Raw genomic sequence first — 24,743 nt, forward strand, 5'->3', positions numbered from 1 at the left:
GGGGGGTTTTGGGGTGTGTTTTTGTGGGTGTTTTTTTGGCGGTTCTTTTTTTTTGGGGGTTTTTTTTTTTGGTTGTTTTTTTCGCGGGGGGGGGGGGGGGGCCGGGGCCCCCCCCCCCCCCCCCTCCTCTCGTGCGTTCTTCTGCTACATCCGGACCTGTACGGCGCGGGCGAGGCGGTCGTGCAGTCCGCGCCCGTCGCGGTCCCAGATGAGTGCCGGGAGCGCGAGGCAGAGCAGCACGGTCCGTACGAGAACCCGGAAGACGCCCAGCCGGCCGCCGTCCTCGGCGACGACGCGCAGCCCGAAGAGCCGCTTGCCGGGAGTGAAGCCGACGGTGCCGACGGTCAGCACGCCCAGCACGAGGAAGATGCCGAGCGCCCAGTTGCCCGCCACCTCGCGGTCACCGCCGGCGAAGAATCCGTATGCGATCAGGAGGCACAGCCCCCAGTCGACGAAAAGGGCGCCGAAGCGCCGCCCGAGAGGGGCGATGGCGCCGGGCCCCTCCGCCGGCAGGCCGAGCCGCTCGCCCCGGTGGCCGAAGTCGGCGCCCATGTCCTCGGCCGCCGCGCGGGGGCCGGAGAGCCACGATCCGATTGCTTGCCTGTTGTCCACCCGTCAACGGTACTGCGACCGGTTTCGCCCCTTGGCCCCCGGTCCCGTTTCCGGCCTCCGCAGGCCTCCGCCGGGCTCCTCACGCGTCCCTCGGGTACCCCCCTGCCACCCAGGCCGGTTAACTTGGGTGAAACAAATGGGTCATGCTTGAGAAATCCGGTCTGCCTATGGTCGGGTCCAGCGTGTGCCACCGCACTGGCCGCACGACGAGCTACCACCCCGCCCGTTCCCGGGTCGGGAGTAGGAGGAGTTGGATGTTCCAGAACGCCGACGACGCCAAGAAGTTCATCGCGGACAACGACGTCAAGATGGTCGACGTCCGGTTCTGTGACCTTCCCGGCGTGATGCAGCACTTCACGATCCCGGCGACGGCGTTCGACCCGTCCGACGAGCTGGCCTTCGACGGTTCGTCGATCCGCGGCTTCCAGGCGATCCACGAGTCCGACATGGCGCTGCGTGCGGACCTGTCGACGGCGCGGCTCGACCCGTTCCGCAAGGACAAGACGCTCAACATCAACTTCTTCATCCACGACCCGATCACGGGCGAGCAGTACAGCCGCGACCCGCGGAACATCGCCAAGAAGGCGGAGGCGTACCTCGCCTCCACCGGCATCGCGGACACCGCGTACTTCGGCCCCGAGGCCGAGTTCTACGTCTTCGACAGCGTGCGCTTCAACACCACGTCGAACGAGGGCTTCTACCACATCGACTCCGAGGCCGGCGCGTGGAACACGGGCGCGGTCGAGGACAACCGTGGCTACAAGGTCCGCTACAAGGGCGGCTACTTCCCGGCCCCGCCGGTCGACCACTTCGCCGACCTGCGCGCCGAGATCTCCCTGGAGCTGGAGAACGTCGGCATCCAGGTCGAGCGCCAGCACCACGAGGTGGGCACCGCCGGCCAGGCAGAGATCAACTACAAGTTCAACACGCTGCTGGCCGCGGCCGACGACCTGATGCTCTTCAAGTACATCGTGAAGAACGTCGCCTGGCGCAACGGCAAGACCGCGACCTTCATGCCGAAGCCGATCTTCGGCGACAACGGCTCGGGCATGCACGTCCACCAGTCGCTGTGGCAGGGCGGCTCGCCGCTCTTCTACGACGAGCAGGGTTACGCGGGCCTGTCGGACACGGCGCGCTACTACATCGGCGGCATCCTCAAGCACGCGCCGTCGCTGCTGGCCTTCACGAACCCGACGGTGAACTCGTACCACCGCCTGGTCCCCGGCTTCGAGGCCCCGGTCAACCTGGTCTACTCGCAGCGCAACCGCTCGGCGGCGATGCGCATCCCGATCACGGGCTCGAACCCGAAGGCCAAGCGCGTCGAGTTCCGCGCCCCGGACCCGTCCTCGAACCCGTACCTGGCGTTCTCGGCCCTGCTGCTCGCGGGCCTCGACGGCGTCAAGAACAAGATCGAGCCGGCCGAGCCGATCGACAAGGACCTCTACGAGCTGGCCCCCGACGAGCACGCGGGCGTCCCGCAGGTCCCGACCTCCCTCCCGGCGGTCCTGGAGGCCCTGGAGGCGGACCACGAGTACCTGCAGGCGGGCGGGGTGTTCACGTCGGACCTGATCGAGACGTGGATCGACTACAAGCGCACGAACGAGATCGCCCCGATCCAGCTGCGGCCGCACCCGCACGAGTTCGAGCTGTACTTCGACATCTAAAGACGACTGTCGGCCGAGGGCCGCAGTCCCCGCAGAACGCGGGGGCTGCGGCCCTCAGCCATGACCGCCCACAGCCATGACCGGTCGGGAAGATCACACCGGTTTCTGTTGTACTGGGACGAGACCCACTGATCTGCCCGGCTACCGATCCGGACCGCGATGTACCGCTCCCAGACTCTTTCCCGTGCTGTTCCCGCCGCTCTCGCAGGCGCGCTTGTCGTCGTACTCACCGGCTGCTTCTCCGGCAGCAGTGGCGCCGCCGCCCAGCAGGGCAAGGCCGCTCCCTCGACATCGGCGGCGAAGGCCGTCCAGCCGGCGCCCGCGCCTCCCCCGCCCTCCCCGGAGCCCGCTCCCACGAAGACCAGTACGCGGACCCAGACCTCCTCACTCAGCATTCCGTCGATCGGGCTGAAGGATCTGAAGGTCGTCCCGTACGAGGGGACCACCGACGACTGGCCCGGCACGCGGATCCAGAACAAGGGCGTGGCTGCCAGTCCGTACGGCGAAAGCGGCGGGGTCGGGCCCGGCGAGGTCGGGAACTACCTGGTCACGGCGCACCGGATCTCCTACGGCGGGCCGCTGAACAATCTGCCGGCCGTCGAGAAGGGTGACTCGGTTCTTGTCGCTTCGGGCGGCAAGGTCTACGAGTACAAGATCACCGAGACCCGGGAGACGTCCTTCCGGTCCGAGCGGTCGCTCGCCGAGCAGCGGGCCGCCGTGCCCGGGCAGCCCGGCCAGAAGGCCACCGAAGCGATGATCACGATCTCCACCTGCGCGACGCCGGAGGACAACGCGGACGGGAACTTCTGGCGGGACGACCGGGGCAATCCCGAGCACCGGATCGACAAGGTCGGGGTGCTGGCCGGTACGCGGGATGCCCCGGCTCCCTGAGTCAGTCGTCGGAGGAGAGCAGCTCGCGCAGCTCGGCCACCGCCCGCCGCAGTTCATCCGCGAACGTGACCATCTGGTGGGCCACCGTCTGCGGCGTACTCAGATAGAGGTTGAACCGCTCGGGCAGCAGCACATACGCGACGCCGATGCACCGGCTGCTCGTCGACCCGAAACCGAAGTACTGGATGTTGTGGGACGGCGCCGAGCTGGTGCTCAGATAGTCGTCGCGCATCGTCAGCCAGCCCGGTGACCGGTACAGCGCGGGCTGTTCGGTCACGCCGAGCTCGGCGCCCCGGCGGCGCTGGATGAGCTCCAGCTCCCACAGGTGCTGCTCGGGCACCTGGCCCGCCTGGGACTCCTTCGCACGGGTCACATGGGCCTCGGCGGCGGCCCGGACAGCGGCCCGCCTGGCGGCCGGGTCCGTCTCCGGGTCCTCCATCACCGTCACGAACCGGAGCATCTCGGGGGTGACGACGCGCATCGCCTCCGTCCGTCCGTGCCGGTACTGCCGGGTGGCGATCGACTCGTACGTGGCGCCCAGGTGGCCCTTCGCACGCTGGTGGGCGAGCTGGTAGGCGGCCTGGACGAACGCGTCCGGGGAGACCCGCAGGGCCTTGGCCGCGGTGCTGCCGAAGTCCTCGAACGACACCGTGCGGGTCGCGGTGGCCTCGCCGTACGCGGCGAACGCGTCGGCGGCGTAGCGCACCTGGGTCCGCAGGGTCTCGTCGAGTTCGAAAACGAGAGGCTCCAGCGCCGGCAGCCCCTGGGAGCGGGCCCCGGACTGGCGGGAGTGCTCCTCGGCCGGGGTGCCGAGCAGGGCGTCGGTGAAGCTGAGGATGGTGGTGCCGTCCAGCTCGCAGTGCTCGACGTTGATGCCCGCGCGGCCGTCGGCGAAGACGACGAACGACACGGCCTTGTCGAACCAGCGGTTGCCGCGGTCCCCGTACAGCAGCTGGTCGCAGGTGTCCTGGGTGTCGGCGGGCGCGAAGTCCTCCAGACAGACGCAGAACAGCGCGGTCTCGATGTCGTCCAGCGCGTCGGCGTTACGCGGGTGGCGGGCCCTGAGGGCCTGCCGCGCCGCCGCCCACTCCGCGCGGGCCATGGTGGTCAGATGCCCCACCGAGGTGTCCGCGGCGGCCGGTTCGGCTCCGGCCTTCATCACGGCGTGCAGCCCCGCCTCGAGGTCCTCCAGGCTGTACGGGGCACCGTCGGCGCCGAGCACGTCCAGGCGGAACATGCTGCCCCGGAAGAACACCACGATGTGCCGCGCCTCGGACGGGCCCGGCCACTCGTCGGTGTAGGGAGCGCGGACGGTGTCCTGCTGCGCGCCCGGGATCCGGGTGGCGGAGAACAGGAACTTGTTCTGCACCATCGACTGGGGCACACCGCGCTGCACCACCGGCGCGATGAGTCCCTGGTCGATCTGCCGCTTGTAGTTGAGCGCCCCGGCGACCAGCCCGGCCGCCCGTTCCACCTGCGCCTGGGCGGAGTCCTGGAACAGGAAGAAGAAGTTGGCGTTGAGCGCGATCCGGTCCCGGCGGCCCAGGTAGCGGTACGGCCAGAAGGTGTCGAGCCAGCTGTGCACGCCCTCCGTGGCGTCGTACTCCTCGAGCGCCGCCTGCAGAACCCGGCCGGGCCCGTCGGGCCGGAGGAAGGCGGCCACCTCCGCCTCGGTCGCCGCTCGCTCGTCGGCGGTCAGCAGCGGCGCGCTCCAGGCGAGGAGCCGCTCGCAGCTCGCCTCCAGCGTGGGCAGCGGCACCCGCGGCAGGCTGCTCTCCTGGGCGAACGTCGCGTTGTCCGCCCCGTCCTGCTGGTTGTCCGCCACATCGTGCATGATCTTCAACTCTGCTCTCGATTCGTATCGTTGGAACCTGGGCCCTGGCCGTGGCCATGGGGCCGGGAAAGGTAGAGCTGTGCGTACATCCAGCCTTCCTCCTCCAGGCCCTTCGGATCCACTCCTGCGGCCGACATGCTGTCGAGCACGAGCGCCTGCTCCTCCGGGGATGCGAACCGGCGCTGTCTGAACACGTCATCGACACGAACCGTCCGGTAGCCGAGCCCGGCCAGTGCTCGCTCGACCGGGTCGAACGGGAACATGCGCAGCACGAAGTGCGCCATCCAGGGCCGGCGGCCGTCCTGCGCCCGGACGACGCGGGTGAGGGTGCGTTCGGTGACGTAGCCCATGCAGCCCGTCGAGATCACCAGGTCCGTACCGGCGAACTGGGCGCGCTGTCGCGGTGTGGGCTCGTTCGCCTCCAGGTCGGCGTGGACGGCGTCGTCGATGAACCCGGCTTCGTGGGCGTACGAGAGCGCATTCTCGGAGGTGTCGAGGCCGACAAAGCGGACGCGCTGCGCGGGCCGGTGCGAACGGGACAGCTCGCGGTCGCGGTCGAGCAGCGCTTCACGGCGCTCGTGTTCCCGCTCGCCGTAGCGTTCGTACAGCTCGTCCATGGTCACGTCGTACTTCAGCAGCGCGGCGTTGATTCCGTACGAACAGCCGATGTCCAGCACCTGCGGGATCTCGACGTGCCGGGACTCGCGGTACTCCTTGATGAGCTTGGCGAAATAGGGCTTGGCCTGCTGGGGAACGCAGTAGCCGAGCGGGCGCAGCAGGGTGAAATAGGCGCGGGGATCGGGCTCGGTGTAGATGTGATCGAGCGTGACTTTTCCGGTGGCGTCGAAACGCACGGGGGTTGCTCCTCCATGGATCGTTGATCGCAGAGTGGAACCGGCCCGGGCCTGCGGCAGGCCCGGGCCGTACGCCGTCCGTCAGTCGAGCAGTCGGTCTCCCCGCACGGCCCGGCCCTCGGCCGCCAGATGCTCGGGCAGTACCCGGCCGAAGAGCTGCCGGGTCCGCGCCGCGCTCCCGATGACGCCGGGGCGCTCGCTGTACGCGAAGATCGCCGAGTGCCGCGCGACCTCGCCGCGCACCGGGCTCACCCGGTGCAGGGAGTAGCGGCCCTTGAAAAGTTGCAGGTCGCCGGGTTGCAGCGGGAGGCGGTGGGTCAGCCGCCCGCCGTGGCCGTCGAGTACGGCCCGGACGTCGTCGAAGCTCTCGTCGTGCGCGGACCGGATGTTCGGGCAGTACTCGAAGACGCCGCCGGCCTGCGCTTCCTGGGTCAGCATGCTGACGGTGAACTCGTTGGTGTCGAAGTGCCAGGGATGTTCCATGCCCGGCTCGACGACATTGAGCACCAGCCCGGAGAGCGGGTCCGCGAGCTCGTGCAGCTGCGGCAGTGAGAAGCAGCTTGCGACAAAGCGCTGGAATTCGGGGTGGGAGTAGAGCCGGCTGATGAGGGAGCCCGAGGGAATGCGGTCGCGCGCGACGAACGCGTTGCCCCGCTGGAAGGTCCTCCGGCCGGGGTGGTCCTCAGGGAGATCCGAGTCGACCGGGATGTTGTAGACGTTGACCGTCTCGACGTCGAAGTGCGCGCGGGGGGCGATGGCGGAGCACTCCTGGCGCAGCACATCGCGGAGGGACGGGCGGATGAAGTCCGGTAGTACGGTGCAGCCGTCGGCGAGCAGTTCGTGGCGGGCGCGGGCGATGACAGCCTGTCCTTCGGCGCCATCGAGCTCCGACAGGGGATACCGAGCCGTGTCGACCACCTGGTCGAGCGATACGGCTTCCAAAGTGCTCATTCGATCCTCTCCACGTGCGGCAGGGCAGATCGTCAGCAACTCGACTGATGAGTAACAGAGTTGAAGCTCCCACAGCGCAGCCGGGTTGTCTGTGACACGCCACACGACGGAGCCGTGTCGAGCCAAGGGCCCGCTCGGTCGAATTCGGGCCCCTCGTGGTCGAATTCGGGGCCGAACTCGCCGAGGAACGATCGCGCCGCACGCCCTGACCTGGCGCGCAACCGCCGTGCCGGGCGGATGAAATGAGACTCGAGCCCGAGGCTCTATCGTGGTCCGCATGCCTTCGCCCGAACTGATCCGCATCGTGTCCCGCTCCTCACCGATGGCTCTCGCCCAGGTCGAGCGCGTACGCGCCGAGCTGTCGGCGCTCCATCCGGGGATCCGTACGGAGGTCGTGCCCGTCACGACGTCCGGGGACCGGTGGATGGGCGATCTCGCGAAGCTGGGCGGGAAGGGCGCGTTCACCAAGGAGGTGGACGCGGCGCTGATCGCCGGCGAGGCGGATCTGGCGGTGCACTGCGTCAAGGACGTGCCCGCGGACCGGCCGCTGCCCGCGGGGACGACGTTCGCCGCGTTCCTGAAGCGGGACGACATCCGGGACGCGCTCATCCACCCCGAGGGCCTGACGCTGGACGAGCTGCCGGCGGGTACGCGTATCGGCACGTCCTCGGTCCGCAGGATCGCCCAACTCGCGGCGTCGCACCCGGAGCTGGAGTGCGTGCCGATGCGCGGCAACGCGAACCGGCGGCTGGAGAAGCTCGCGGCCGGCGAGGCGGATGCGCTGCTGCTGGCGGTGTCGGGGCTGGAACGGATCGACCGCACGGATGTGATCAGCGAGGTTCTCTCGGTCGAGACGATGTGCCCGCCGATCGGCGCGGGGATCCTGGCGCTGCAGTGCCGCGAGGACGACACCGAGACGATCGACGCGGTCAGCGGTCTGGGCGACCCGGCGGCGTTCCGTGAGGCCACGGCGGAGCGGATGTTCCTGCATGTCCTGCAGGGCCACTGCAATTCACCGATCGCCGGGTACGCGCGGTCGGAGGGGACCGGTGACCTGTCGCTGCGGGCCCGCGTCTTCACGCCGGACGGCAAGCGGGTCCTCAACGCCCACGAGTGGGCGGGCCCGCTGGACCCGGCGACGCTCGGGACGTCGGTGGCGGTGGCGCTGCTGCGGCAGGGGGCGCGGGAACTGATCGACGGCATCGCGCACTGAGCACCGTTCCCCGCATTGCACTAGTACATAATTTGATTGCGGCTAGTACAGAATCCCGCTACGGTCTTGAGGCATGCCTGCCAAGCCCCCTTCACCCGTGACCCTGACCGGCCGTCATGTGCGCCTCGAGCCACTCACGATGGAACACCTTCCGGACCTCTTCGCCGCGGGCGGCCGGGACGACGAGGTCTGGCGCTGGCAGGGTGGCCCGACACCGCACACGCAGGACGAACTGGGCGCGAAGCTCCGCGCGCTCCTCGACGAGGCGGAGCGCGGCGTGTACGTCCCCTTCGCGGTCGTCCACCGCGAGACGGGCGCGGCTGTCGGCTGGACCACGTTCCTGGACGTCGACGCCGAGAACGAGCGCGTGGAGATCGGCTGGACCTGGTACGGCCGCGCGTACTGGCGGTCGGCGGTGAACACGGAGTCGAAGCTGCTCCTGCTGACGCACGCCTTCGAGGACCTGGGCATGGGCCGGGTACAGCTGAAGACGGACCACCTGAACACCCGCTCCCAGCAGGCGATCGCCCGCCTGGGCGCCCAACGCGAGGGCACCCACCGCCGCCACCGCCTCCGCCACGACGGCACATGGCGGGACACGGTCTACTTCTCGATCCTGGCGGAGGAGTGGCCGGGTGTGAAGGAACGGCTGAGCGCGCGGCTGTGAGGTCCGGGCCGCGAGCACCTGACGCTCCGAGTCGCGCGGCGGGCCGGATCGGCCGACGCTGGGTCCATGAGCGACCCGAATGCCTGGCAGCAGCGCTGGGATGCCCCGCAACCCGGGCCCCCGCCGCCGATGAAGAAGCGGCGGAGGTGGCCGTGGGTGCTGCTGGTCGTCGGCCTGCTGCTGACGGGCGGGTGTGTCGCCGTCGTCGCCGTTGTCGTGGACGAGGTGTCCGACGAGGTTTCGAAGACGGTCCGGGTCAGGTACGCGGTCACCGGTGACGCGGAGAACCCGGCCATCTCCTACACGACCTGGCGTGACGGCTCCGAAGTGACGAACCAGGAGTCCGCCGCGACGCTCCCGTGGCGCAAGGAACTGACGACCAACGGCTTCCTCAAGGGTGGTTCGCTTGTCGTCACCCTCGGCCCGGACGGCGGACGCGTGACCTGCTCCGTGACGGTGGACGACGACGCTCCGATCACGGCCACCGCCACCGGACCGCTCGCCACTGCCTCGTGCACGGGATTCTGACGCACGTACGATCGGTGCGCATGGGGATCACTGTGCAGAGGCTGACGTACTACCCGGTGAAGGGCTGCGCCGGTACCGGAGTTGAGTCCGCTCGGGTCGGCGAGACCGGGCTGGAGCACGACCGGAGCTTCATGGTCGTCGACGCCATCGACGGGACCTTTCGCAGTCAGAGGACGCTGCCCGCCATGGCCGCCGTCCGGCCGGCGGTCGTCGACGGCGGCGCGGCCCTGCGGCTGGCCGCCGACGGGGTCGAGAGCCTGGTGCTGGACGCCGATCCGGACGGGGTGCGGCGGGCCGTGAGCATGTTCGGGCGGGACATCGGGGAGGGCGCGGATCAGGGGGATGCCGCGGCCGAGTGGTTCTCCGAGGTGCTGGGGGTCAAGTCGCGGCTGGTGCGGGTGCCCACGGGGTTCGATCGGGACGGGTGGGGCGAGACGCCGGGCAAGGTCGGGTTCGCGGACGCGCACGCCGTGCTGGTCGTCTCGCAGGCTTCGCTCGACGGGCTGAACGCACGGATCGAGGCGGCCGGCGCCGCCCCCGTGCCCGTCGACCGCTTCCGGCCGAACATCGTGCTCGACGGCTGCGCCGAACCGCACGACGAGGACCGGATGCGGCTCCTGGAGATCGGCGCGGTCCAACTCGCGTACGCGGTACGGGCGATGAGGTGCGCCGTGCCGATGGTCGACCAGCTCACCGGCCTGCGGGCCGGTCCGGAACCGATCCGTACGCTCGCCACCTACCGCCGCGAGCCGGAGTACGAGAACAAGGTCAGCTTCGGCCTGAAGGCGGCGGTGGTGCGCCACGGGACGCTTGCTGTTGGTGACACTGCCGTGCCGACGTGGGCTCAGCAGCGCGGCACCGGCTTGCTGTAGGTGGTGTTGCTGGGGTTGGCCACGTAGTAGTCGGAGACGTAGCGGCCGTTGTCCATCCGGTCCCAGACGCTCGTGGTGCCGACCTTCGAGCCGGGCCGCTGGCAGTACACCCACGCCAGCGCGCCGTTCGGCAGCGTGCCCGCCGCGGCGTACGAGGAGCCGGGGCCCGTGCGCTGGGTGACTCCGCCGGGCGCGGTCGTCTGGTACGGGTACGTGCAGCGCGGGAGCGGGGCGCTGTAGGTGGTCTTGGACGGGGTGCTGACGTAGTAGTCCGAGGCGTAGGTGCCGTCGGAGAGCTTGTCCCAGACGATCGAGGTGCCGACCTTGGAGCCGGGAGCCTGGCACACGGCCTTGAGCGCGGACCCGGGTGCGTACGTCTTGGCGACCGGGTAGGCCGTCGAGGGGCCGGTGCGGGCGTTGAGGGTCGTGGTGCTGGTTGCCGTGTACGAGTACGCGAGCGTGGCGACCGGCGTGTCCAGGCGGTTGGTGTCGATGTTCAGCGTGACGCCGCCGTACGTCTCGTTGTGACTGCCCTGGAACTGCTTGGCCCGCTGGTGCGAGGCCCACTTGCCGTCGGCGATGTTCGTCCAGCCCGTCAGTGAGTCGACCCCGTCGTAGCGGGCGATCCAGAGCGCGTCGGGCCGGGCGTACGTGGTGGACGTGTAGGCGTCGGAGAGCTGCTTGGCCCCGAGGTTGAGGTTCATGTAGACGCCCGAGACATAGCCGAGCCGGTGCAGCTCCTTCGTCCAGCCGGAGACGAACGACAGCACGGCGTCGCGGCAGGGGACGTCGGTCTGGGAGTAGTGCTCGATGTCGTTGTAGAAGGCGCTGCCGGGCTGCATGCCGAGGGCCTTCGCCTTGGTGATCATGTCGGTGGCCGCGTTCGTGCCCTGGGTCCTGGCGGTCGTCACGTTGAGGCTGATCTTGGCGTCGGTGGGCCTGGCGCCGCAGGGCGGTTGCAGGCCCTTGTATATCGGCAGCAGCCGCCACTTGAGCGCTCCGACGGAGCTGACCCACGACGCGGTGAGCTGCGGCTGCGCGCAGGTGCGGTTGACGCCGCCGACGTACACGCCGACAGCGCGGTACGGGGACGCGTTCCACGCCTGGATCGCCGAGAGCGGCGGTGCGGTGCAGGTGTCGAAGGCGAGTCCTGCGTACCTCGTCGAACTCGCGCCGGCGGGGTAGGCCACCGAGGTGGCCGGTTCGGCGGCGGTGGGCGGCGCGAAGGTCAGCGCGGTGCCGGCGGCGAGAACGCCGGCGGCGGAGAAGACCAGGAATCTACGGCGGATGCGGTGTGGATGGCGCGGCGGATACGACATGACTGCCCCCTGGCGGCGTAAACCGTGTGGAACAAGAATGCGCTCATCTGGGCTAATTTCACCCGTCGCTGCCAGGGTCTGTTGACGGGTTTGTTGACGGGACTGTTGAGCGGTCTGGCGACAGGCCTGCCGAACGGGTGCGCGTGCGCGTGCACGTGCGCGTTCCGCCGCTGCCACCGCGAACGGCAGCGGCGGAACGCCCTCCGTCAGCTCAGCGGCCGTACCGGATCAGCGCCCGCACCATCCGGCACGTCGTGTCCGACGGCGGGTGCACCCCGATCCGGTCCGCCGTCGCTCGTATCCGTACGTTGTCGGCCGTCGCCGGGTGGTAGATGCCCGAGTCGAGCAGGGCGATGGCAAGGCGCATGGCCTTCAGCCGTCGGTTGTGCGTCACGTACCACTCGCGTGGCTGTCCGGCCGGCAGCGGCTTCCGCTGCGGCGGCCGGTACTCGGCCTTCGATGTCGGCTTCGGCGTCGTCGTCGGCTTCCTCATGAGTCTGGCTACGGCCATCGGCAACCTCCTGGCGCTGGTGGCGGGACCATCCCGAACTACTGTTCAGTCTAGTGCCCGCCACTGACAATCGCCGCTGGCCAGACGGGGTCTGAGGGACCGTTGGGCCGGGAGTGGCGGTAGCGTGACGGCATGGAGATCTGGATCAATCCCGCCTGTTCCAAGTGCCGCAGCGCCATCACGCTGCTCGACGCGGAAGGCGCCGACTACACCGTCCGGCGATACCTGGAGGACGTGCCGAGCCAGGCCGAGATCCGCGAGGTACTCGGGCGGCTCGGGCTCGAGCCGTGGGACATCACGCGGACGCAGGAGGCCGCGGCGAAGGAGCTCGGGCTCAAGGAGTGGGCGCGGGACGAGGGTTCGCGGGAGCGGTGGATCGAGGCGCTGTCGCTGCATCCCAAGCTGATCCAGCGGCCGATCATCACGGCGGAGGACGGGACGGCGGTGGTGGCCCGTACCGACGAGGCCGTACGGGACGCGCTCGGCCGCTCCTGAGACCGGCGGGCTGAGCACCGGCAGGGCTGAGGGCCGGCCGCGGGGCGTGTTCACAGGGGCGCGGCGTACCAGCGGCGGTGCGTCAACGGCTCGACCAGCAGCACGGCCGCCGCGGCGGCCACCGCCACCACTGCCGCCGGGAGCGAGTCCCAGGCCGCCGCGGCCGCCGCGGCGAGTACGACCACGGGACGCAGCAGCGTCAGCGGGCCGAGACCGACCACGGTCGCGAGCGTGCTCGCGCGGAACGGCGCCCACAGATAGCAGGCCAGGCTGACCACGACCGCGGTCGCGTACGGGACGAGGACCAGGAGCATCCGGCGGGCCGCGGCGTCGAGTTCGGCGTAGCGGTCCGTCGGACTGCCGGCCGTGAGAAGGAGTACGCAGGCGAGCGCCGCGGTCAGGGCGAGCGCGGGGGCGGCGACGGCGATGCCGCGTTTCGCGGCCACCGCGTTGGCGGCGTTCTTGCGGATCCGGCCGTCGCGCCCGGCGGAGGCGCGGAAACCCGCGAACGCGGCCTCCGTCAGGGCGAGGGCGAGCAGCAGCAGCGCGTTCACACGAGCTCCCCGACGAGGCGGCCGGACGGGCGGCGGCCGAGTCCCTCGCGCAGGGCGGGCAGGAGTCCGGGCCGTACGCCGATGACAGGCCGGAGGGTCGTGCAGAACGGGTTGCTGCGGCCCCGCGGTTCGTACACCAGCGGAACCATGCCGTCCGCGTGCCCCGCCGCGCGCAGCAGCGTCGCGTCGTCGTGGGCGCGGCGCGCGGAGACCACGCCGTCGTGGCGGCCCAGCGGGTCGCGCATCCGGGCCCGGTGGAAGACATGGGCGCCGATCGGAGCGAGTCCGGTCGCGGCGATGTCGAAGTGACAGAAGGCGGCGGCGCCGGACGCGGACTGGGCGGCGAAGAAGGCGGGCAGGTCGGAGCCGCGGAAGTGGTGGAGCACGCCGGTGGAGACGTACACGGTCACGCCGCCCGGGGCCCGTTGGTCCGGTGCGAAGGCGTCGCCGCGTACGAATCGGCACGGCAGGTTCTCGGCGCGGGCCAGCCGCTCGGCCTCGGCGACGAGCGCGGCGTTGAAGTCGACGCCGACGAGATCGACCGGCTGTGCGGTGCTCAGCACCGCCGAGGCCGCCAGCCAGCGGACCAGATAGCCGAGGCCGCAGCCCACGTCGACGACGCGCAGCGGCACACCCGGCTCGGCGGCGCTCGCCGCGGCGAGGATCGGCCGCAGCAGTTCGGCGATGCGCTCACCGATCCGCAACTCCTCGCTGAGCCGCTGCAGTTCGGTGTGGACGGCGACCAGCCTGCGGTCGACGGCGCACGGATCGAGCACCCCGTCCCCGTCGCACGCCAGCCCCGCGGCGATCCGCGCGCCCCGCCGGTCACCGGCGGCGGCCAGCCTCGCCACGACGGCGTCACGCCGGACCGGCAGTCGTTCGAGGGTGGCCGGGTCGTGGTCGACGACGAGGTCGGATATCTCCAGCAGATGCACGCGGGTACGGTACGGCAGCCGCCGCGGATGCCGCGATCCGGCCGGGAACGCGGGGCCCGGCGCGGGAGTTCCGCGCCGGGACGAGGCGTCCTGGCGGCCCGGCCTCCCGGCCCGGCGTCACCGCTCGTCCGTCCCCGCCACCTTCCCCGTCGCCAGCGCGATCCGGTTCCACGTGTTGATCGTGAAGATCAGTGCCAGCAGCTGAGCCAGCTCCCGCTCCTCGAACTGGGCCGCCGCCTGTGCGTACACCGCGTCCGGGACTCCGCCGTCCGCCACCAGAGTGACCGCTTCCGTCAGGGCGAGTGCCGCCTGTTCCTGCTCCGTGAAGAAGTGCTTCGCCTCCCGCCATACGCCGGTCATGTGCAGGCGCTCCTCGCTCTCGCCCGCCTTGCGGGCGTCGGCGGTGTGCATGTGGAGGCAGTACGCGCAGTGGTTGAGCTGGGAGGAGCGGATCTGGACGAGCTCCACGAGCGCCGGGTCCAGGCCCTCGCGGGCGGCGGCGTCGAGGCCGATCACGGCGCGGAACGCCTTCGGGGCGAGCTTGGCGAAGTTGATGCGGGCCAGGGGGTGGTCGATCTCTGCCGGCTTGATCTCTGTCGTCGTCATGGGTACGAATCTAGGCGAGCAGGCGACCGGTCGAGGGGTGCATTTGAGTGGCAGATTCATGGGTCAATTTGGCGGAGACTCTGGGGGCCGATCTGCATCTGGAGCTCTCCGGGTCGGGCAGCCGGCGCGCCGTTCTCATGCGCGGGCTGCGCGAGGCCGTGCGCAGTGGACGGCTGGCGCCCGGGACCAGGCTGCCGCCGTACCGGTCGCTCGCCGCCGACCTCGGGATCGCCCGCAACACCGTCGCCGACGCCTACGCCGAGCTCGTCGCCGAGGGCTGGCTGACCGCGCGCCAGGGCTCCGGGACACGCGTCGCCGAGCAGGTCGCGCCGGCCGCTCCTGTACGCCGCCGGCACACTCCGGACCGTGCGGCCCGGCCGACGTACGACCTGGTCCAGGGCAAGCCCGACCCGTCCGCCTTTCCGCGGGCCGCGTGGCTCGCCTCCGCGCGGCGGGCGCTGACCGGCGCGCCGAACGACGCCTTCGGGCCCGGCGATCCGCGCGGGCGTGCGGAGTTGCGCGAGGCGCTGGCCGGTTATCTGGCGCGGGTGCGCGGAGTGCGGACCGAGCCGGGACGGATCGTGGTCTGCTCGGGCGTGGCGCACGCGCTGCGGCTGCTGGCGCAGGTCGTGGGCGGCCGGTGGGCGGTGGAGGCGTACGGGCTGCCCTTCCACCGCGGGCTGCTGACCGGGGCCGGCGTGGCGACCGTGGCGCTGCCCGTCGACCAAGACGGCGCCCGGGTCGGCGAGTTGGCGAAGGAGCGGGCCGTACTGCTCACTCCGGCGCACCAGTTCCCGACCGGCGGTCCGCTGCATCCCGGCCGGCGGGCGGCCGTCGTGGACTGGGCGCGGACCTCCGGCGGGCTCGTCCTGGAGGACGACTACGACGGCGAGTTCCGCTACGACCGCCGGCCGGTGGGTGCGGTGCAGAGCCTCGATCCCGGCCGCGTGGTGCTGATGGGTTCGGTGAGCAAGAGCCTCTCCCCCACCCTGCGGATCGGCTGGATGGTGCTGCCGGAACAGCTGGTGGACGACATCGTGGCGGCGAAGGGCGAGCGCGAGCAGTGGTCGAGCGCCACCGAGCAGCTCACGCTCGCGGACTTCGTCGTCTCCGGTGCGTACGACCGCCATGTGCGCAGGATGCGGCAGCGCCACCGCCGCCGGCGCGACCAGTTGGTGGCGGTGCTGGCCGAGCGTGCGCCGCATGTGCGCGTGACCGGGATCGCGGCGGGGCTGCATGCGGTGCTCGACCTTCCGCCGGGGACCGAGCGGGCCGTGCTGAAGGCGGCGGCGTGGCAGGGACTGGCGGTGGAAGGGCTGGCGGACTACCGCCATCCCGGTTTCCCGGCGGGACCGGACAAAGAGGACCGGGACGGTCTGGTCGTCGGGTACGCGACTCCGCCCGAGCACGCCTACGCGGGCGCGCTGGACGCGCTGTGCCGCGCCCTGCCACCGGCCTGATCGAACGCGGAACCGTAACGTCCCGTCCGCGACCAGAAGGCCCCGGACCAGCCGCTCAACCTTAAGGAAAGTTAAGGAAGTTACAGGTGAGAGCCTTGAGACGAAGCGAATGGCTACTCGTACGTAACGGCACACGGAACCGACCCACAGGAGTCCCACGTGTCGCGCAAGAAGACCCTCAGCGGTAAGAAGAAGATCGCTCTGCTCGTCGGCGCAGCCCTCGTCGCCGGCGGCGGGGCATTCGCAATGACCGGCACCAGCCAGGCGTCCGTCGCCTGCGACGGGCTCGTCACCGCCCTGCAGAACAACGAGCGCTTCATCGCCGGTCAGCGCGCCAATCCCGACGCACAGTCCGAGGCGCGGATCGCCAACCGGCAGGCCGTCATCGCACAGATCAAGGTCCAGCAGGCCGCGTCCGGCTGCGAAGTCGGGGGCGGCGGCGGTGAGGCGGCTCAGCCTCCCGCCCAGGAACAGCCGCCGGCCCAGGAAGCTCCGCCCGCCGAGCCTCCGGCCGAGCAGCCGCCGGCACAGGGTGGCGACCAGGCGGGTGGCGGCGACCAGGCCGGCGGTGGCGACCAGGGCGGCGGCGCGGTCGGCGAGGTCGTCTGCGCGGGCTCGACGGTGACGCTGTCCGGCGAGGGCGGCGCTCCGGCGGCCTCCAGCAACCAGTTCCCGGTCGGCACCACGCTCAAGGTGACCAACCTCGACAACAACAAGTCGACGACGGTCCAGGTCGCGTCCGTGTCCGGCAGTTGTGCGCTGCTCAACAACGCGGCGTTCGAGCAGGTCCGTGAGCCCGGCAAGTTCCTGATCCGCAAGGCGCGGATCGAGCGCGTCGGCTGACCCTCGCGGGTCACCCGCGGGTCCTTCCAGACCCCCCACACGAGCCGCGGCTCCCTCCCCGTCAGGTCCCTCGGGGGAGCCGCGGCTCATCCCTGCCCGGCCGGCCGGTCACACCGTCAGCCGGGCCTCCGCCTCCGCCAGGATCTCCGTCAGCCGCAGCCCGAACGGCACGTCGCAGCCGTGCGACCGTCCCGTACGCGCCGCCTCCAGCAGCGCGTCCAACGCCGACCCGAACGACCGCACCGCGTCGCCCCAGTCCGGCAGGGTCACGGTCCCCTGGTCGCCGACGAGTTCGATGCTCACGCCCGACGCGTTCACCGGCGCGCTCAGGCCGAGCGTCGCCGTGCTGGACGCACCGGACGCATGCCGCAGCACCAGATGCACCGTGTCCTCGGGCCCGCGCGCCGCGGTCACCGCGGTCACATCGCCGAGCACCGGGATGAGCACGGACAGCACATGCGGACCGACGTCCCACAGCCCGCCCTTGTCGCGCCGCCAGGGCGACGCGGCGTACGGACTGTCGGAACCGGACGCGTACAACGAGCCGAGCCACTGCGCGCGGGCCGTGAACCAGCCGCCCGCCGCCGCCTGTTCGGCGATCCACGGCGCGGTGTCGGCGGCGAAACGCAGCGTGCAAAAGACCACCGACGCGACCTTGGCCCGCTCCACCGCCCGCGCCGTCTCGCGGGCCGCGGCCACGGTCGTCGCGACCGGCTTGTCCAGCAGCAGATGACAGCCGGCGTCGGCGGCCCGGGCCGCGAGCGGCGCCTGGATGTCCGGCGGCAGGGCGAAGGCCGCGGCGTCACAGTTCGCGAGGAGAGCGTCGACGCCGTCGTCCCCGGAGTACGCCGCGGTGCCGTACGCATCGGCAATCGCAACCGCCGCCTCCGGCCGCCGCGCCCACACCCCGGCGAACTCGACCTCGGGATGGGCGGCCAGCGCGGGAGCCTGGGTGCGCTCCGCCCAGGGGCCAGCGCCGAACAGTCCGATACGCAGCTGCTTCGCGGAATTCGTCATGCGGCCCAGTCTGCCTGCCGGGGAAAATTCCCGGGGAACGCGGTGCCAACGGTGTTACGTTTTCAGCGGCCGGCCGCGGGACTCCGGTGCGACTTCCGAGACTTGCTTCTGATGCAGTGATTTCGCTGATCGCGCCTCCATTCCCCGGTCGGCCGCCGCATGTGCGCGTACGGGGAAAGACCGAGGCGGTACGGGGAGAGATCATGGCGGACACCGCCGAGAGCCATGCCGATCTGATCGCGGCCGAGGACGTGCTTCTGTTCGTGAACGCCGCGATCACGGCGACCGGACAGCGCGAGTTCCGCTCGTCGGCGTACGAACAGCAGCTGTCGCTTGCCTTTCTTCACGAGTACGTACGCGTCAACTACCGGCCGGTGTACGCCGCCGCGCTCGCCCTCGACATCAACGATCACAACGCGGCACGGATCGTCGAGCAGCTGCTGCGCACGGCGGGCGAGGCGAGCGAGGGCCAGAAGCGTGCCGAGGGCCGGCTCATCGCCGCCCGGCTGGCCGTGCTGCCGCCCCAGCGCGTCTACCGGCTGTTCGGTGCCCTGCGCACCGCCAAGGTCAACAACCGGCGTACGCGCGCGATTCTGCGTGACTGGCTCGCGGCCCGGCCGGACCTCGGCCATGACGCCGTGAAGTACCGCAGCGGACTGAAGACTGCCGTCCGGCACTCCCATCTCCCGCTCAGGGAGGGCGAGTTCGGCGACGGCGAGTTCGGCGACTTTCTCTTCCGGCCCGGCAAGCGCGTCCGGTACGCGCACGCCCATCTCGACGCCTACCGCCGCGCGCACTACGAGCAGGAAGCGATCTACGAGCTGCCGTTCACCGTCGCCGAGGGTTTCGCGGCCAAGCACGGTCTGCCGCGCGGCGTGTTCCTGGATCGGATCGCCCCTCGTATGACCCGCCTTGAGCGGCTGCGGACGCAGCGCTCCGGAACGCTGACCGAGCTGGGCGGCATGCCGCTCACCCGGCTGGCGCTGTATGTCCTCTCGCTCACGCGCGACGAGCGATCGGCCCGGCGCGCAGAGCTGACCGGTGCGCTGCGAGCCGCCGCTCTACGAGCCGCCGGGCCGTATGCCGGAACCTGGGGACGGGTCGCGGCCGTGCTGGACGACAGCTACTCCTCGTACGGCTCCGGTGTGAAGCGCCGTCGTCCGCTCGCCGTCGCGCTGGGCTCGCACTTCCTGCTGGAGGCACTGGCCGGTTCGTATCGCGCGCACTGGACTTCCGGTGCGGCCGATTCGCTGCTGGTACGGCCCTGGGGTCCGAGCCCGCTCGGCACGCGGATCCTCGACGCGCTGGAGGACGCACCGGAGCGCCTCGTCATCGTCTCGGACGGCTGGGACAACGCGCCGCCGGGGCTGGCCGGAGAGGTCCTGCGGGTCTGGCGCACCATCCTCGACCGGGACCGCCGGACAAGTGTCGTCCATGTGAACCCTGTATACGACGCGGACGGTTTCGATGTGCGCCGGCTCGCGCCGAGCGTGCCGACGGCCGGCATCCGCGACGCCGAGGATCTGCCCGCGCTGGTGGAAATCGCGCAGTTCGCCGAGGGCCGCACCGGCCTTCCGGAGCTGCAGGCATATCTCGACCGCCGTACGGAACGCTTTCTGGACCGCCACCGGGAGGAGGCACAGTGAACAAGCTGGACATGTCCGGGCTGACCACCATGCCCGCCCAAGTGTGGGGCGGCATCCGGCTGGTGCCGCTGGTGCGCCGCGCGCCGGTGGACGGGCTGCGGCTGCGGCACGAGATCTATGGCGCCGGGTACGGCGAGGTGGAGGTCGGGCCGCGTACCCGCTATCTCTCCTACATTCCGCACGGCTTCGTCGCCGACTGGTCGGGCGACGGCACGCAGTCCGCGGCGTACGGGACGCAGGTCGGCGACGGGTGCCCCGCCTGTGTGCCCGTGCGCAGGCATCACCGGCTGGCCAAGCGCCACTCCGCCAAGGGCGTGACCGAGAAGCGACTGCGTTTTCTGCCGCTCCATCTCGCGCTGGACGGCTATCTGGCGCTGCATTTCGGCGGCCCGTCCATCGTCTGGGACGAGTGGTCGCAGCAGGCGGTGCGCCTGGGACTGTCGCCGCGTGCCGAGGCGGCGTACGCGGGCCGGCAGGTGCGCGGGCTCGGCGATGCACTGCGGATCTTCGAGATCCATCCGAACCAGTGCGGTGTGCTGGTGTACGCGGCGGACTCTCTCGCAGCCGCCTTTGTCGTGCCGCATCCGGCCGACTACCGCACCCTGCACCCGTCGCTGATCGAGGATCTGTACGGCGAACTGGTCCACCAGTACGCCTTCTTCGGCGGTCCCGTGCCTGACTTCGAGGCGCGTATCGACTCGGGCCGGCACATGACGACAATCGCGGATCTGCGGGCCGCCGCCCGGGCACAGGAGCGGAGTTGGGCGGAGAGCCATGACGGGCTGATGGCGGCCCGGCTGCTGGATCCCTCGTACCTCTTCGAGCGGGTCTACACCATGGACTCGTTCACGCTGTGGCGTTTCCTGCCGCCGTTCCGCCGTGGCGAGTCGGAGCAGCACATCGGCGAGGTGATCACTGACCACAAGGGACGCGTCGCCTATCTGAAGACCTTCCGGCTCTCCGAGGCGCAGATCCGGCGCGGCCATCTGCTGAATCGGCTGCACGACTGCGACTGGCATCTGGGCCGTACCGCCGAGGCGCTCGGCACGAGCCATGCCGACCTGGTACGCAGAATCCGGGACGCCGGCTTCGAGACGCTGCTCAAGCACGAGGTCGCGCGGGTGACCAGCAGCTAAAATCCGGGCACCACGGGGGGCGGCGCGGTGGGGCGGCGTCCGCGGCAGGTGAGCGGCAGGAGCAGCCCGCATGACGCGCGTGTTCATAGCTTCGTCCACGGAAGGCCGCCCGTACGCGGCGGCGGTGGCGGCCGTCCTGGCGCGGCAGGGCGTGGAGCCGCTGCTGTGGTGGAGCCAGCAGTGTTTTCCGCCGGGGATGACGCTGCTGGACTCGCTGTTACGGCTGCTCAACGAGGCCGACGGGGCGTTGATCATCGCCACGCCCGACGACCGGACCACCCGCCGCGGCGCGACGACGTACGCGCCGGCGAGCAATGTGCTGCTCGAGTACGGGCTGTTCACCGGGCGGCTCGGTCAGGCGCGGGTGGCGATTGTGACGGTGGCCGACCCCGCGCTGCCGTCGGATCTCGGCGGTGTGGTGCATCTGCGGCTCGGACCGCCGGAGGCGCACCAGGACCCGTCGGTGTACGAGTCCGTGGAGATCGAGCCCAAGATCGTGCCGTGGCTGCGCAGCCTGGACGCAGTGAGCAGCAACGGCGCCAGGATCGCCGGTCTGCTGACCCGGCTCGCGCCGCAGGCCAAGCCGCGGGACCGGGTCCGGCTCAAGGCGCGGGTGCTGTGCGACCAGTTGGACTCGCGGGCCTTTCCGAAACTGCCGGAGCCGCAGGTGCTCGACATCCTGCGCAGGTATGCCCTGTCCTATCGGCATCAAGAACAAGTCGGACATACCGTGAAGACGCCCGTGGCGGGCTATCTCGATCTGACGCGAGTGACGCCGGAGTCACTGGACCAGCGCGTACTCGCGGGCCATCTAGCCTACCATGTGGCCGAACTGGTGAACCGCAAGGTAATGCGGCCGACGCTGCTTGCCGTATCAAAGGTCGCGGCCACCGGTATTCTGAATGCGGCAGCCGGGCTGCTACCCTTCCCTGCCGTCTACGTAAGCCCTTATGGTCCGAACCGCGACAATCCTGTGGAGGGTTTTTACGAGAAGGGTGATCGTGCCGTCCTCCTGCACGATGTCGCACTGAGTGGACATCATCTGGTCGATTGCATGACCGCTCTCAGGTCCGCAGGAATCAATGCCAGACATATTGTTGCGCTCGCCGAGCACGACGGCCAGAACGAGGCTCTCGACTCGTTGCTGGCAGAACACGGGATCATGATGCACACCGCCGTCAAGTTCACCCCAGGCCACGGAGAGCGTCCGCAGGCGGTCGAGACGATCCAGCCCTTGAGCATCACCGGGGCGCCGGAGCCGGAAGCGGATCCGGAGAGCAACGGGCAGTGCCTGCTGTGCGATGTGCTCCATGACGCCGAAACCACCCCGTTCCGGGACCTGTTCGGCCGTGACGAGCTGGCGTCCGAGGTGCTGGCGCGGGCCGCCGGCTTTGTCGCTGTCGCCGATGTCGCGCCACTGACCGGCGGGCATGTGCTGATCGTGCCGCAGGAGCATGTGCTGTCCATGGCCGATCTGCAGCGGGCGGCGCTCGCGGACCTGGAAATGCTGCGCCGGCGGGTCACCGGGATCATTCGCGAGAGCTATGCGTCGGACGTCGTGGCTTTCGAGCACGGTTTGTGCGATCCGAGTCTCAGCTCCGCCTGCGGAATCGACCACGCGCATCTTCACGTCATGCCGCTGGACGCGCCCGTGGCACCGCTGTTCCGGAGCACCTTCGAATGCCGGGAAATCGGATCCGTGTCCGATCTCCGCAGGAGAACGCGGAGCGCCAGGAATACCTTCTGCTCATCGACCAGCAGAGCGTGCATCATTTCGCGACGGCGCAGGTTCCGACGAGTCAGTTCTTCCGCAGGATGATCGGCGATATCTGCGGTGAGCTGCTGTGGAAATGGAACGACAAGCATCTGCTCGGTGACCGGGACGAGACCCGCGGCAGGATTCTGGAGCTGCACCGCGTCTTCGGCACGGCGGCCGGCGGTGCCGCGCCGGAGCCCGGAGGGGTCACCGGTCCGGCGTAGCGCGAGCCACCAACCCGGCGTAACACGGGGTTCACAAACGGGCAACGGGCGGGAAATCGCGTATTGCGAAGCTGCCCGGCATACCGCTGCACCCGCAAAGGATGAGGCCCGTGACCTTCAAGGCTGAGTACATCTGGATCGACGGCACCGAGCCGACCGCCAAGCTTCGTTCCAAGACGAAGATAATGACGGCGGGCTCCGGCACCGGCGCCGAGGAGCTGCCCATCTGGGGCTTCGACGGATCCAGCACCAACCAGGCCGAGGGCCATGCTTCCGACTGTGTGCTGAAGCCGGTCTTCTCCTGTCCCGACCCGATCCGTGGTGGCGACGACGTCCTCGTGATGTGCGAGGTCCTCAACACGGACATGACGCCGCACCCGTCGAACACCCGGGCGCAGCTGGTCGAGGTGGCGGAGAAGTTCGCCGCGCAGGAGCCGATCTTCGGCATCGAGCAGGAGTACACCTTCTTCCAGGGCGAGCGCCCGCTGGGCTTCCCGGTCGGCGGCTTCCCGGCCGCGCAGGGCGGCTACTACTGCGGCGTCGGCGCGGACGAGATCTTCGGCCGTGACGTCGTGGAGGCGCACCTGGAGAACTGCCTCAAGGCGGGCCTGGGCATCTCCGGCATCAACGCCGAGGTCATGCCGGGCCAGTGGGAGTTCCAGGTCGGCCCGCTGGCGCCGCTGCTGGTCTCGGACCAGCTGTGGATCGCCCGCTGGCTGCTCTACCGCACCGCCGAGGACTTCGGCGTCTCCGCGACGCTGGACCCGAAGCCGGTGAAGGGCGACTGGAACGGCGCGGGCGCGCACACCAACTTCTCGACGAAGGCGATGCGCGAGGGCTACGACGCGATCATCACCGCCTGCGAGTCGCTCGGTGAGGGCTCCAAGCCGCTCGACCACGTCAAGAACTACGGCGCGGGCATCGACGACCGTCTGACGGGTCTGCACGAGACCGCCCCGTGGAACGAGTACAGCTACGGCGTCTCGAACCGCGGCGCGTCGGTCCGTATCCCGTGGCAGGTCGAGAAGGACGGCATGGGCTACATCGAGGACCGCCGTCCGAACGCGAACGTCGACCCGTACGTGGTGACCCGCCTGCTGGTGGACACCTGCTGCACCGCGCTCGACAAGGCCGGCCAGGTCTGATCCCGACTGCGTTTCCCGGAGGGCGTTCGCCGAGTACGGCGGACGCCCTCTGCGCATGTCCGGCCGATCTCCTCCGCGCACCTGCGACAGCCCTTTGCGCGGCGGTGCGGACATGACGGCGGCGTTGACGGGACTTTGACGAGATCCGCGTCTCGGCCTGTGAGAGGGGCCCTGCTCCACACCGCGTTCATCTGCTTCAATGGCCCCATGGCCGGCTATGAGAACCCCGTGACAGGTCGCAGCGACCTCGAGCCGTTCTGGCCTTCCCGGCAGCACCACGACTTCGACCGGGTGTGTTGCCGCGCGGTGAACGCGCAGGCCCTCTAAAGCCGCTCATCCCGGTCTTCGGCCAGCGCGCACGACGTACGTCCGTCTTTCCGACTCGACGACTCCTCCGCGCGAAAGAGCTGACCTCTCATGGCGAACTCCCGATCCTTCTCCGCCGTCCCCGCTCCGTCTGTCACCTCACTGCCCACCACGGGCCGGCACCGACTCCGCGCCGTCGACCGTGACGAGGTGGTGCCGCTCGGCAGCTTCGTCGACGTGGCGGAGCTCCTGCCGCCGGGGGCGACCTGGCTGCCCGCGCCGCAGCACAATCTGCCCAGCCTGCCCGGCCGCCCGCCGATGGTCGGCTATCTCGTCCTCGTACCGGCCGATCAGCAGCCCGCACCGGAGCAGCCGGAGCAGGCCGGCGACGGTCCGGTGCGGATCGACACGGCCGAGCGCACCGCCGTGGTGAACGGGCGGGCGCTGGACCTGACCTATCTCGAATTCGAGCTGCTGGCGCATCTGGTGGCGCATCCGCACCGGGTGCACACCCGCGACCAGCTCGTGACGACGGTGTGGGGTTACGGGCATGTCGGCGACGGCCGCACCGTCGACGTCCATGTGGCCCGGCTGCGCCGCAAGCTGGGCGCCGAGCACCGCCGTACGATCCAGACCGTGCGGCGGGTCGGCTACAAGTACGCTCCGTGAGCTGACGGTCCGGGCCCGGTCCCCATGCGGGGGCC

General features: G+C 70.3%; 25 protein-coding genes. 15 read left to right on the top strand and 10 right to left on the bottom strand.

The window, feature by feature from the left end:
* Window positions 1-144: 144 nt before the first annotated feature.
* The gene (locus ACH4YL_RS31825; protein ID WP_398510950.1) at window positions 145-612 is read right to left on the bottom strand and encodes an RDD family protein; all 468 of its coding nucleotides are present in this window, start codon (window positions 610-612) and stop codon (window positions 145-147) included.
* A 254-nt stretch (window positions 613-866) separates the two neighbouring features.
* On the opposite strand from ACH4YL_RS31825, the gene glnA reads away from it, so the two are divergent.
* A complete protein-coding gene (gene glnA / locus ACH4YL_RS31830; protein WP_398510951.1) occupies window positions 867-2,276 on the top strand; it encodes a type I glutamate--ammonia ligase in 1,410 nt (469 codons plus the stop codon).
* Window positions 2,277-2,435: 159 nt separating this feature from the next.
* Window positions 2,436-3,167, top strand: coding sequence for a class E sortase (locus ACH4YL_RS31835; RefSeq protein WP_398510952.1), 732 nt, complete (start codon window positions 2,436-2,438; stop codon window positions 3,165-3,167).
* Window position 3,168: 1 nt separating this feature from the next.
* On the opposite strand, the gene ACH4YL_RS31840 is transcribed toward ACH4YL_RS31835, so the two are convergent.
* The 3 genes from ACH4YL_RS31840 to ACH4YL_RS31850 form a co-directional block, all read right to left on the bottom strand.
* Entirely contained in the window at window positions 3,169-5,001 is a 1,833-nt protein-coding gene (locus ACH4YL_RS31840) for a choline/carnitine O-acyltransferase (RefSeq protein ID WP_398510953.1), read from the bottom strand.
* Between the two features lie 5 nt (window positions 5,002-5,006).
* Window positions 5,007-5,855: a class I SAM-dependent methyltransferase gene (locus ACH4YL_RS31845; protein ID WP_398510954.1), complete on the bottom strand. Its 849-nt coding sequence runs from the start codon at window positions 5,853-5,855 to the stop codon at window positions 5,007-5,009.
* An 81-nt stretch (window positions 5,856-5,936) separates the two neighbouring features.
* Window positions 5,937-6,806, bottom strand: coding sequence for an arpA protein (locus ACH4YL_RS31850; protein WP_398510955.1), 870 nt, complete (start codon window positions 6,804-6,806; stop codon window positions 5,937-5,939).
* A gap of 277 nt (window positions 6,807-7,083) precedes the next feature.
* Between ACH4YL_RS31850 and hemC the strand changes: the two genes are divergently transcribed.
* The 4 genes from hemC to ACH4YL_RS31870 all read left to right on the top strand — a co-directional run bounded on the left by hemC (window position 7,084) and on the right by ACH4YL_RS31870 (window position 10,086).
* Window positions 7,084-8,019, top strand: coding sequence for a hydroxymethylbilane synthase (gene hemC, locus ACH4YL_RS31855; protein ID WP_398510956.1), 936 nt, complete (start codon window positions 7,084-7,086; stop codon window positions 8,017-8,019).
* Window positions 8,020-8,092: 73 nt separating this feature from the next.
* Window positions 8,093-8,686 carry a GNAT family N-acetyltransferase gene (locus ACH4YL_RS31860; protein WP_398510957.1) on the top strand — a complete coding sequence of 198 codons (594 nt, stop codon included), beginning with the start codon at window positions 8,093-8,095 and terminating at the stop codon, window positions 8,684-8,686.
* 66 nt (window positions 8,687-8,752) lie between these two features.
* The gene (locus ACH4YL_RS31865) at window positions 8,753-9,214 is read left to right on the top strand and encodes a hypothetical protein (RefSeq protein WP_398510958.1); all 462 of its coding nucleotides are present in this window, start codon (window positions 8,753-8,755) and stop codon (window positions 9,212-9,214) included.
* Window positions 9,215-9,234: 20 nt separating this feature from the next.
* Entirely contained in the window at window positions 9,235-10,086 is an 852-nt protein-coding gene (locus tag ACH4YL_RS31870) for an MOSC domain-containing protein (protein ID WP_398510959.1), read from the top strand.
* On the opposite strand, the gene ACH4YL_RS31875 is transcribed toward ACH4YL_RS31870, so the two are convergent.
* Together ACH4YL_RS31875 and ACH4YL_RS31880 are read right to left on the bottom strand one after the other, a co-directional pair.
* Window positions 10,059-11,405 (bottom strand): glycoside hydrolase domain-containing protein, encoded by a 1,347-nt coding sequence (locus tag ACH4YL_RS31875; protein ID WP_398510960.1) that lies wholly within the window; start codon window positions 11,403-11,405, stop codon window positions 10,059-10,061. The genes ACH4YL_RS31870 and ACH4YL_RS31875 overlap by 28 nt on opposite strands.
* Window positions 11,406-11,616: 211 nt before the next feature.
* Complete coding sequence (locus tag ACH4YL_RS31880) at window positions 11,617-11,916, bottom strand: hypothetical protein (protein WP_398510961.1); 300 nt, start codon at window positions 11,914-11,916, stop codon at window positions 11,617-11,619.
* Window positions 11,917-12,048: 132 nt separating this feature from the next.
* Here ACH4YL_RS31880 and ACH4YL_RS31885 point away from each other — a divergent pair, with 132 nt between their 5' ends.
* Entirely contained in the window at window positions 12,049-12,411 is a 363-nt protein-coding gene (locus tag ACH4YL_RS31885; RefSeq protein WP_398510962.1) for an arsenate reductase family protein, read from the top strand.
* A gap of 50 nt (window positions 12,412-12,461) precedes the next feature.
* Here the strand turns inward: ACH4YL_RS31885 and ACH4YL_RS31890 are convergent, their stop codons facing one another.
* The 3 genes from ACH4YL_RS31890 to ACH4YL_RS31900 all read right to left on the bottom strand — a co-directional run bounded on the left by ACH4YL_RS31890 (window position 12,462) and on the right by ACH4YL_RS31900 (window position 14,506).
* Complete coding sequence (locus ACH4YL_RS31890; RefSeq protein ID WP_398510963.1) at window positions 12,462-12,965, bottom strand: hypothetical protein; 504 nt, start codon at window positions 12,963-12,965, stop codon at window positions 12,462-12,464.
* On the bottom strand, window positions 12,962-13,900 hold the full coding sequence (locus ACH4YL_RS31895) for a class I SAM-dependent methyltransferase (protein ID WP_398510964.1): 939 nt from the start codon (window positions 13,898-13,900) through the stop codon (window positions 12,962-12,964). Before ACH4YL_RS31895 ends, ACH4YL_RS31890 begins: the two co-directional genes overlap by 4 nt.
* A 117-nt stretch (window positions 13,901-14,017) precedes the next feature.
* A complete protein-coding gene (locus ACH4YL_RS31900; protein WP_398510965.1) occupies window positions 14,018-14,506 on the bottom strand; it encodes a carboxymuconolactone decarboxylase family protein in 489 nt (162 codons plus the stop codon).
* A 47-nt stretch (window positions 14,507-14,553) separates the two neighbouring features.
* Here ACH4YL_RS31900 and ACH4YL_RS31905 point away from each other — a divergent pair, with 47 nt between their 5' ends.
* Window positions 14,554-15,966: a PLP-dependent aminotransferase family protein gene (locus ACH4YL_RS31905; RefSeq protein WP_398510966.1), complete on the top strand. Its 1,413-nt coding sequence runs from the start codon at window positions 14,554-14,556 to the stop codon at window positions 15,964-15,966.
* Between the two features lie 159 nt (window positions 15,967-16,125).
* Entirely contained in the window at window positions 16,126-16,809 is a 684-nt protein-coding gene (locus tag ACH4YL_RS31910; protein WP_398510967.1) for a hypothetical protein, read from the top strand.
* 108 nt (window positions 16,810-16,917) lie between these two features.
* Here ACH4YL_RS31910 and ACH4YL_RS31915 read toward each other — a convergent pair whose 3' ends face one another.
* On the bottom strand, window positions 16,918-17,826 hold the full coding sequence (locus ACH4YL_RS31915; protein WP_398510968.1) for a Gfo/Idh/MocA family protein: 909 nt from the start codon (window positions 17,824-17,826) through the stop codon (window positions 16,918-16,920).
* A gap of 203 nt (window positions 17,827-18,029) precedes the next feature.
* Here ACH4YL_RS31915 and ACH4YL_RS31920 point away from each other — a divergent pair, with 203 nt between their 5' ends.
* From ACH4YL_RS31920 to ACH4YL_RS31945, 6 genes are all read left to right on the top strand, one after another.
* Window positions 18,030-19,472, top strand: a complete 1,443-nt coding sequence (locus ACH4YL_RS31920; RefSeq protein ID WP_398510969.1) for a hypothetical protein — start codon at window positions 18,030-18,032, stop codon at window positions 19,470-19,472.
* Window positions 19,469-20,608 (top strand): ARPP-2 domain-containing protein, encoded by a 1,140-nt coding sequence (locus tag ACH4YL_RS31925; protein ID WP_398510970.1) that lies wholly within the window; start codon window positions 19,469-19,471, stop codon window positions 20,606-20,608. Before ACH4YL_RS31920 ends, ACH4YL_RS31925 begins: the two co-directional genes overlap by 4 nt.
* A 70-nt stretch (window positions 20,609-20,678) precedes the next feature.
* Window positions 20,679-22,427: a TIR domain-containing protein gene (locus ACH4YL_RS31930; protein ID WP_398510971.1), complete on the top strand. Its 1,749-nt coding sequence runs from the start codon at window positions 20,679-20,681 to the stop codon at window positions 22,425-22,427.
* Window positions 22,424-22,588 carry a hypothetical protein gene (locus ACH4YL_RS31935; RefSeq protein WP_398510972.1) on the top strand — a complete coding sequence of 55 codons (165 nt, stop codon included), beginning with the start codon at window positions 22,424-22,426 and terminating at the stop codon, window positions 22,586-22,588. The genes ACH4YL_RS31930 and ACH4YL_RS31935 overlap by 4 nt, the downstream gene beginning before the upstream one ends.
* A gap of 110 nt (window positions 22,589-22,698) precedes the next feature.
* Window positions 22,699-23,733 (top strand): glutamine synthetase, encoded by a 1,035-nt coding sequence (glnII, locus tag ACH4YL_RS31940; protein ID WP_398510973.1) that lies wholly within the window; start codon window positions 22,699-22,701, stop codon window positions 23,731-23,733.
* Window positions 23,734-24,150: 417 nt separating this feature from the next.
* A complete protein-coding gene (locus ACH4YL_RS31945) occupies window positions 24,151-24,708 on the top strand; it encodes a winged helix-turn-helix domain-containing protein (RefSeq protein ID WP_398510974.1) in 558 nt (185 codons plus the stop codon).
* Window positions 24,709-24,743: the final 35 nt, after the last annotated feature.

It is taken from the genome of Streptomyces sp. NPDC020681 (genome assembly GCF_044334895.1).
Lineage (GTDB): Bacteria > Actinomycetota > Actinomycetes > Streptomycetales > Streptomycetaceae > Streptomyces.

What these genes read in the sequence shown, in the direction of transcription:
- glnA (WP_398510951.1), top strand. Translation starts at nt 867, where the DNA reads ATGTTCCAGAACGCCGACGACGCCAAGAAGTTCATCGCGGACAACGAC.
- ACH4YL_RS31835 (WP_398510952.1), top strand. Translation starts at nt 2,436, where the DNA reads ATGTACCGCTCCCAGACTCTTTCCCGTGCTGTTCCCGCCGCTCTCGCA.
- ACH4YL_RS31840 (WP_398510953.1), bottom strand. Translation starts at nt 5,001, where the DNA reads ATGCACGATGTGGCGGACAACCAGCAGGACGGGGCGGACAACGCGACG.
- ACH4YL_RS31850 (WP_398510955.1), bottom strand. Translation starts at nt 6,806, where the DNA reads ATGAGCACTTTGGAAGCCGTATCGCTCGACCAGGTGGTCGACACGGCT.
- hemC (WP_398510956.1), top strand. Translation starts at nt 7,084, where the DNA reads ATGCCTTCGCCCGAACTGATCCGCATCGTGTCCCGCTCCTCACCGATG.
- ACH4YL_RS31860 (WP_398510957.1), top strand. Translation starts at nt 8,093, where the DNA reads ATGCCTGCCAAGCCCCCTTCACCCGTGACCCTGACCGGCCGTCATGTG.
- ACH4YL_RS31865 (WP_398510958.1), top strand. Translation starts at nt 8,753, where the DNA reads ATGAGCGACCCGAATGCCTGGCAGCAGCGCTGGGATGCCCCGCAACCC.
- ACH4YL_RS31870 (WP_398510959.1), top strand. Translation starts at nt 9,235, where the DNA reads ATGGGGATCACTGTGCAGAGGCTGACGTACTACCCGGTGAAGGGCTGC.
- ACH4YL_RS31875 (WP_398510960.1), bottom strand. Translation starts at nt 11,405, where the DNA reads ATGTCGTATCCGCCGCGCCATCCACACCGCATCCGCCGTAGATTCCTG.
- ACH4YL_RS31880 (WP_398510961.1), bottom strand. Translation starts at nt 11,916, where the DNA reads ATGGCCGTAGCCAGACTCATGAGGAAGCCGACGACGACGCCGAAGCCG.
- ACH4YL_RS31885 (WP_398510962.1), top strand. Translation starts at nt 12,049, where the DNA reads ATGGAGATCTGGATCAATCCCGCCTGTTCCAAGTGCCGCAGCGCCATC.
- ACH4YL_RS31900 (WP_398510965.1), bottom strand. Translation starts at nt 14,506, where the DNA reads ATGACGACGACAGAGATCAAGCCGGCAGAGATCGACCACCCCCTGGCC.
- ACH4YL_RS31915 (WP_398510968.1), bottom strand. Translation starts at nt 17,826, where the DNA reads ATGACGAATTCCGCGAAGCAGCTGCGTATCGGACTGTTCGGCGCTGGC.
- ACH4YL_RS31920 (WP_398510969.1), top strand. Translation starts at nt 18,030, where the DNA reads ATGGCGGACACCGCCGAGAGCCATGCCGATCTGATCGCGGCCGAGGAC.
- ACH4YL_RS31930 (WP_398510971.1), top strand. Translation starts at nt 20,679, where the DNA reads ATGACGCGCGTGTTCATAGCTTCGTCCACGGAAGGCCGCCCGTACGCG.
- ACH4YL_RS31935 (WP_398510972.1), top strand. Translation starts at nt 22,424, where the DNA reads ATGATCGGCGATATCTGCGGTGAGCTGCTGTGGAAATGGAACGACAAG.
- ACH4YL_RS31945 (WP_398510974.1), top strand. Translation starts at nt 24,151, where the DNA reads ATGGCGAACTCCCGATCCTTCTCCGCCGTCCCCGCTCCGTCTGTCACC.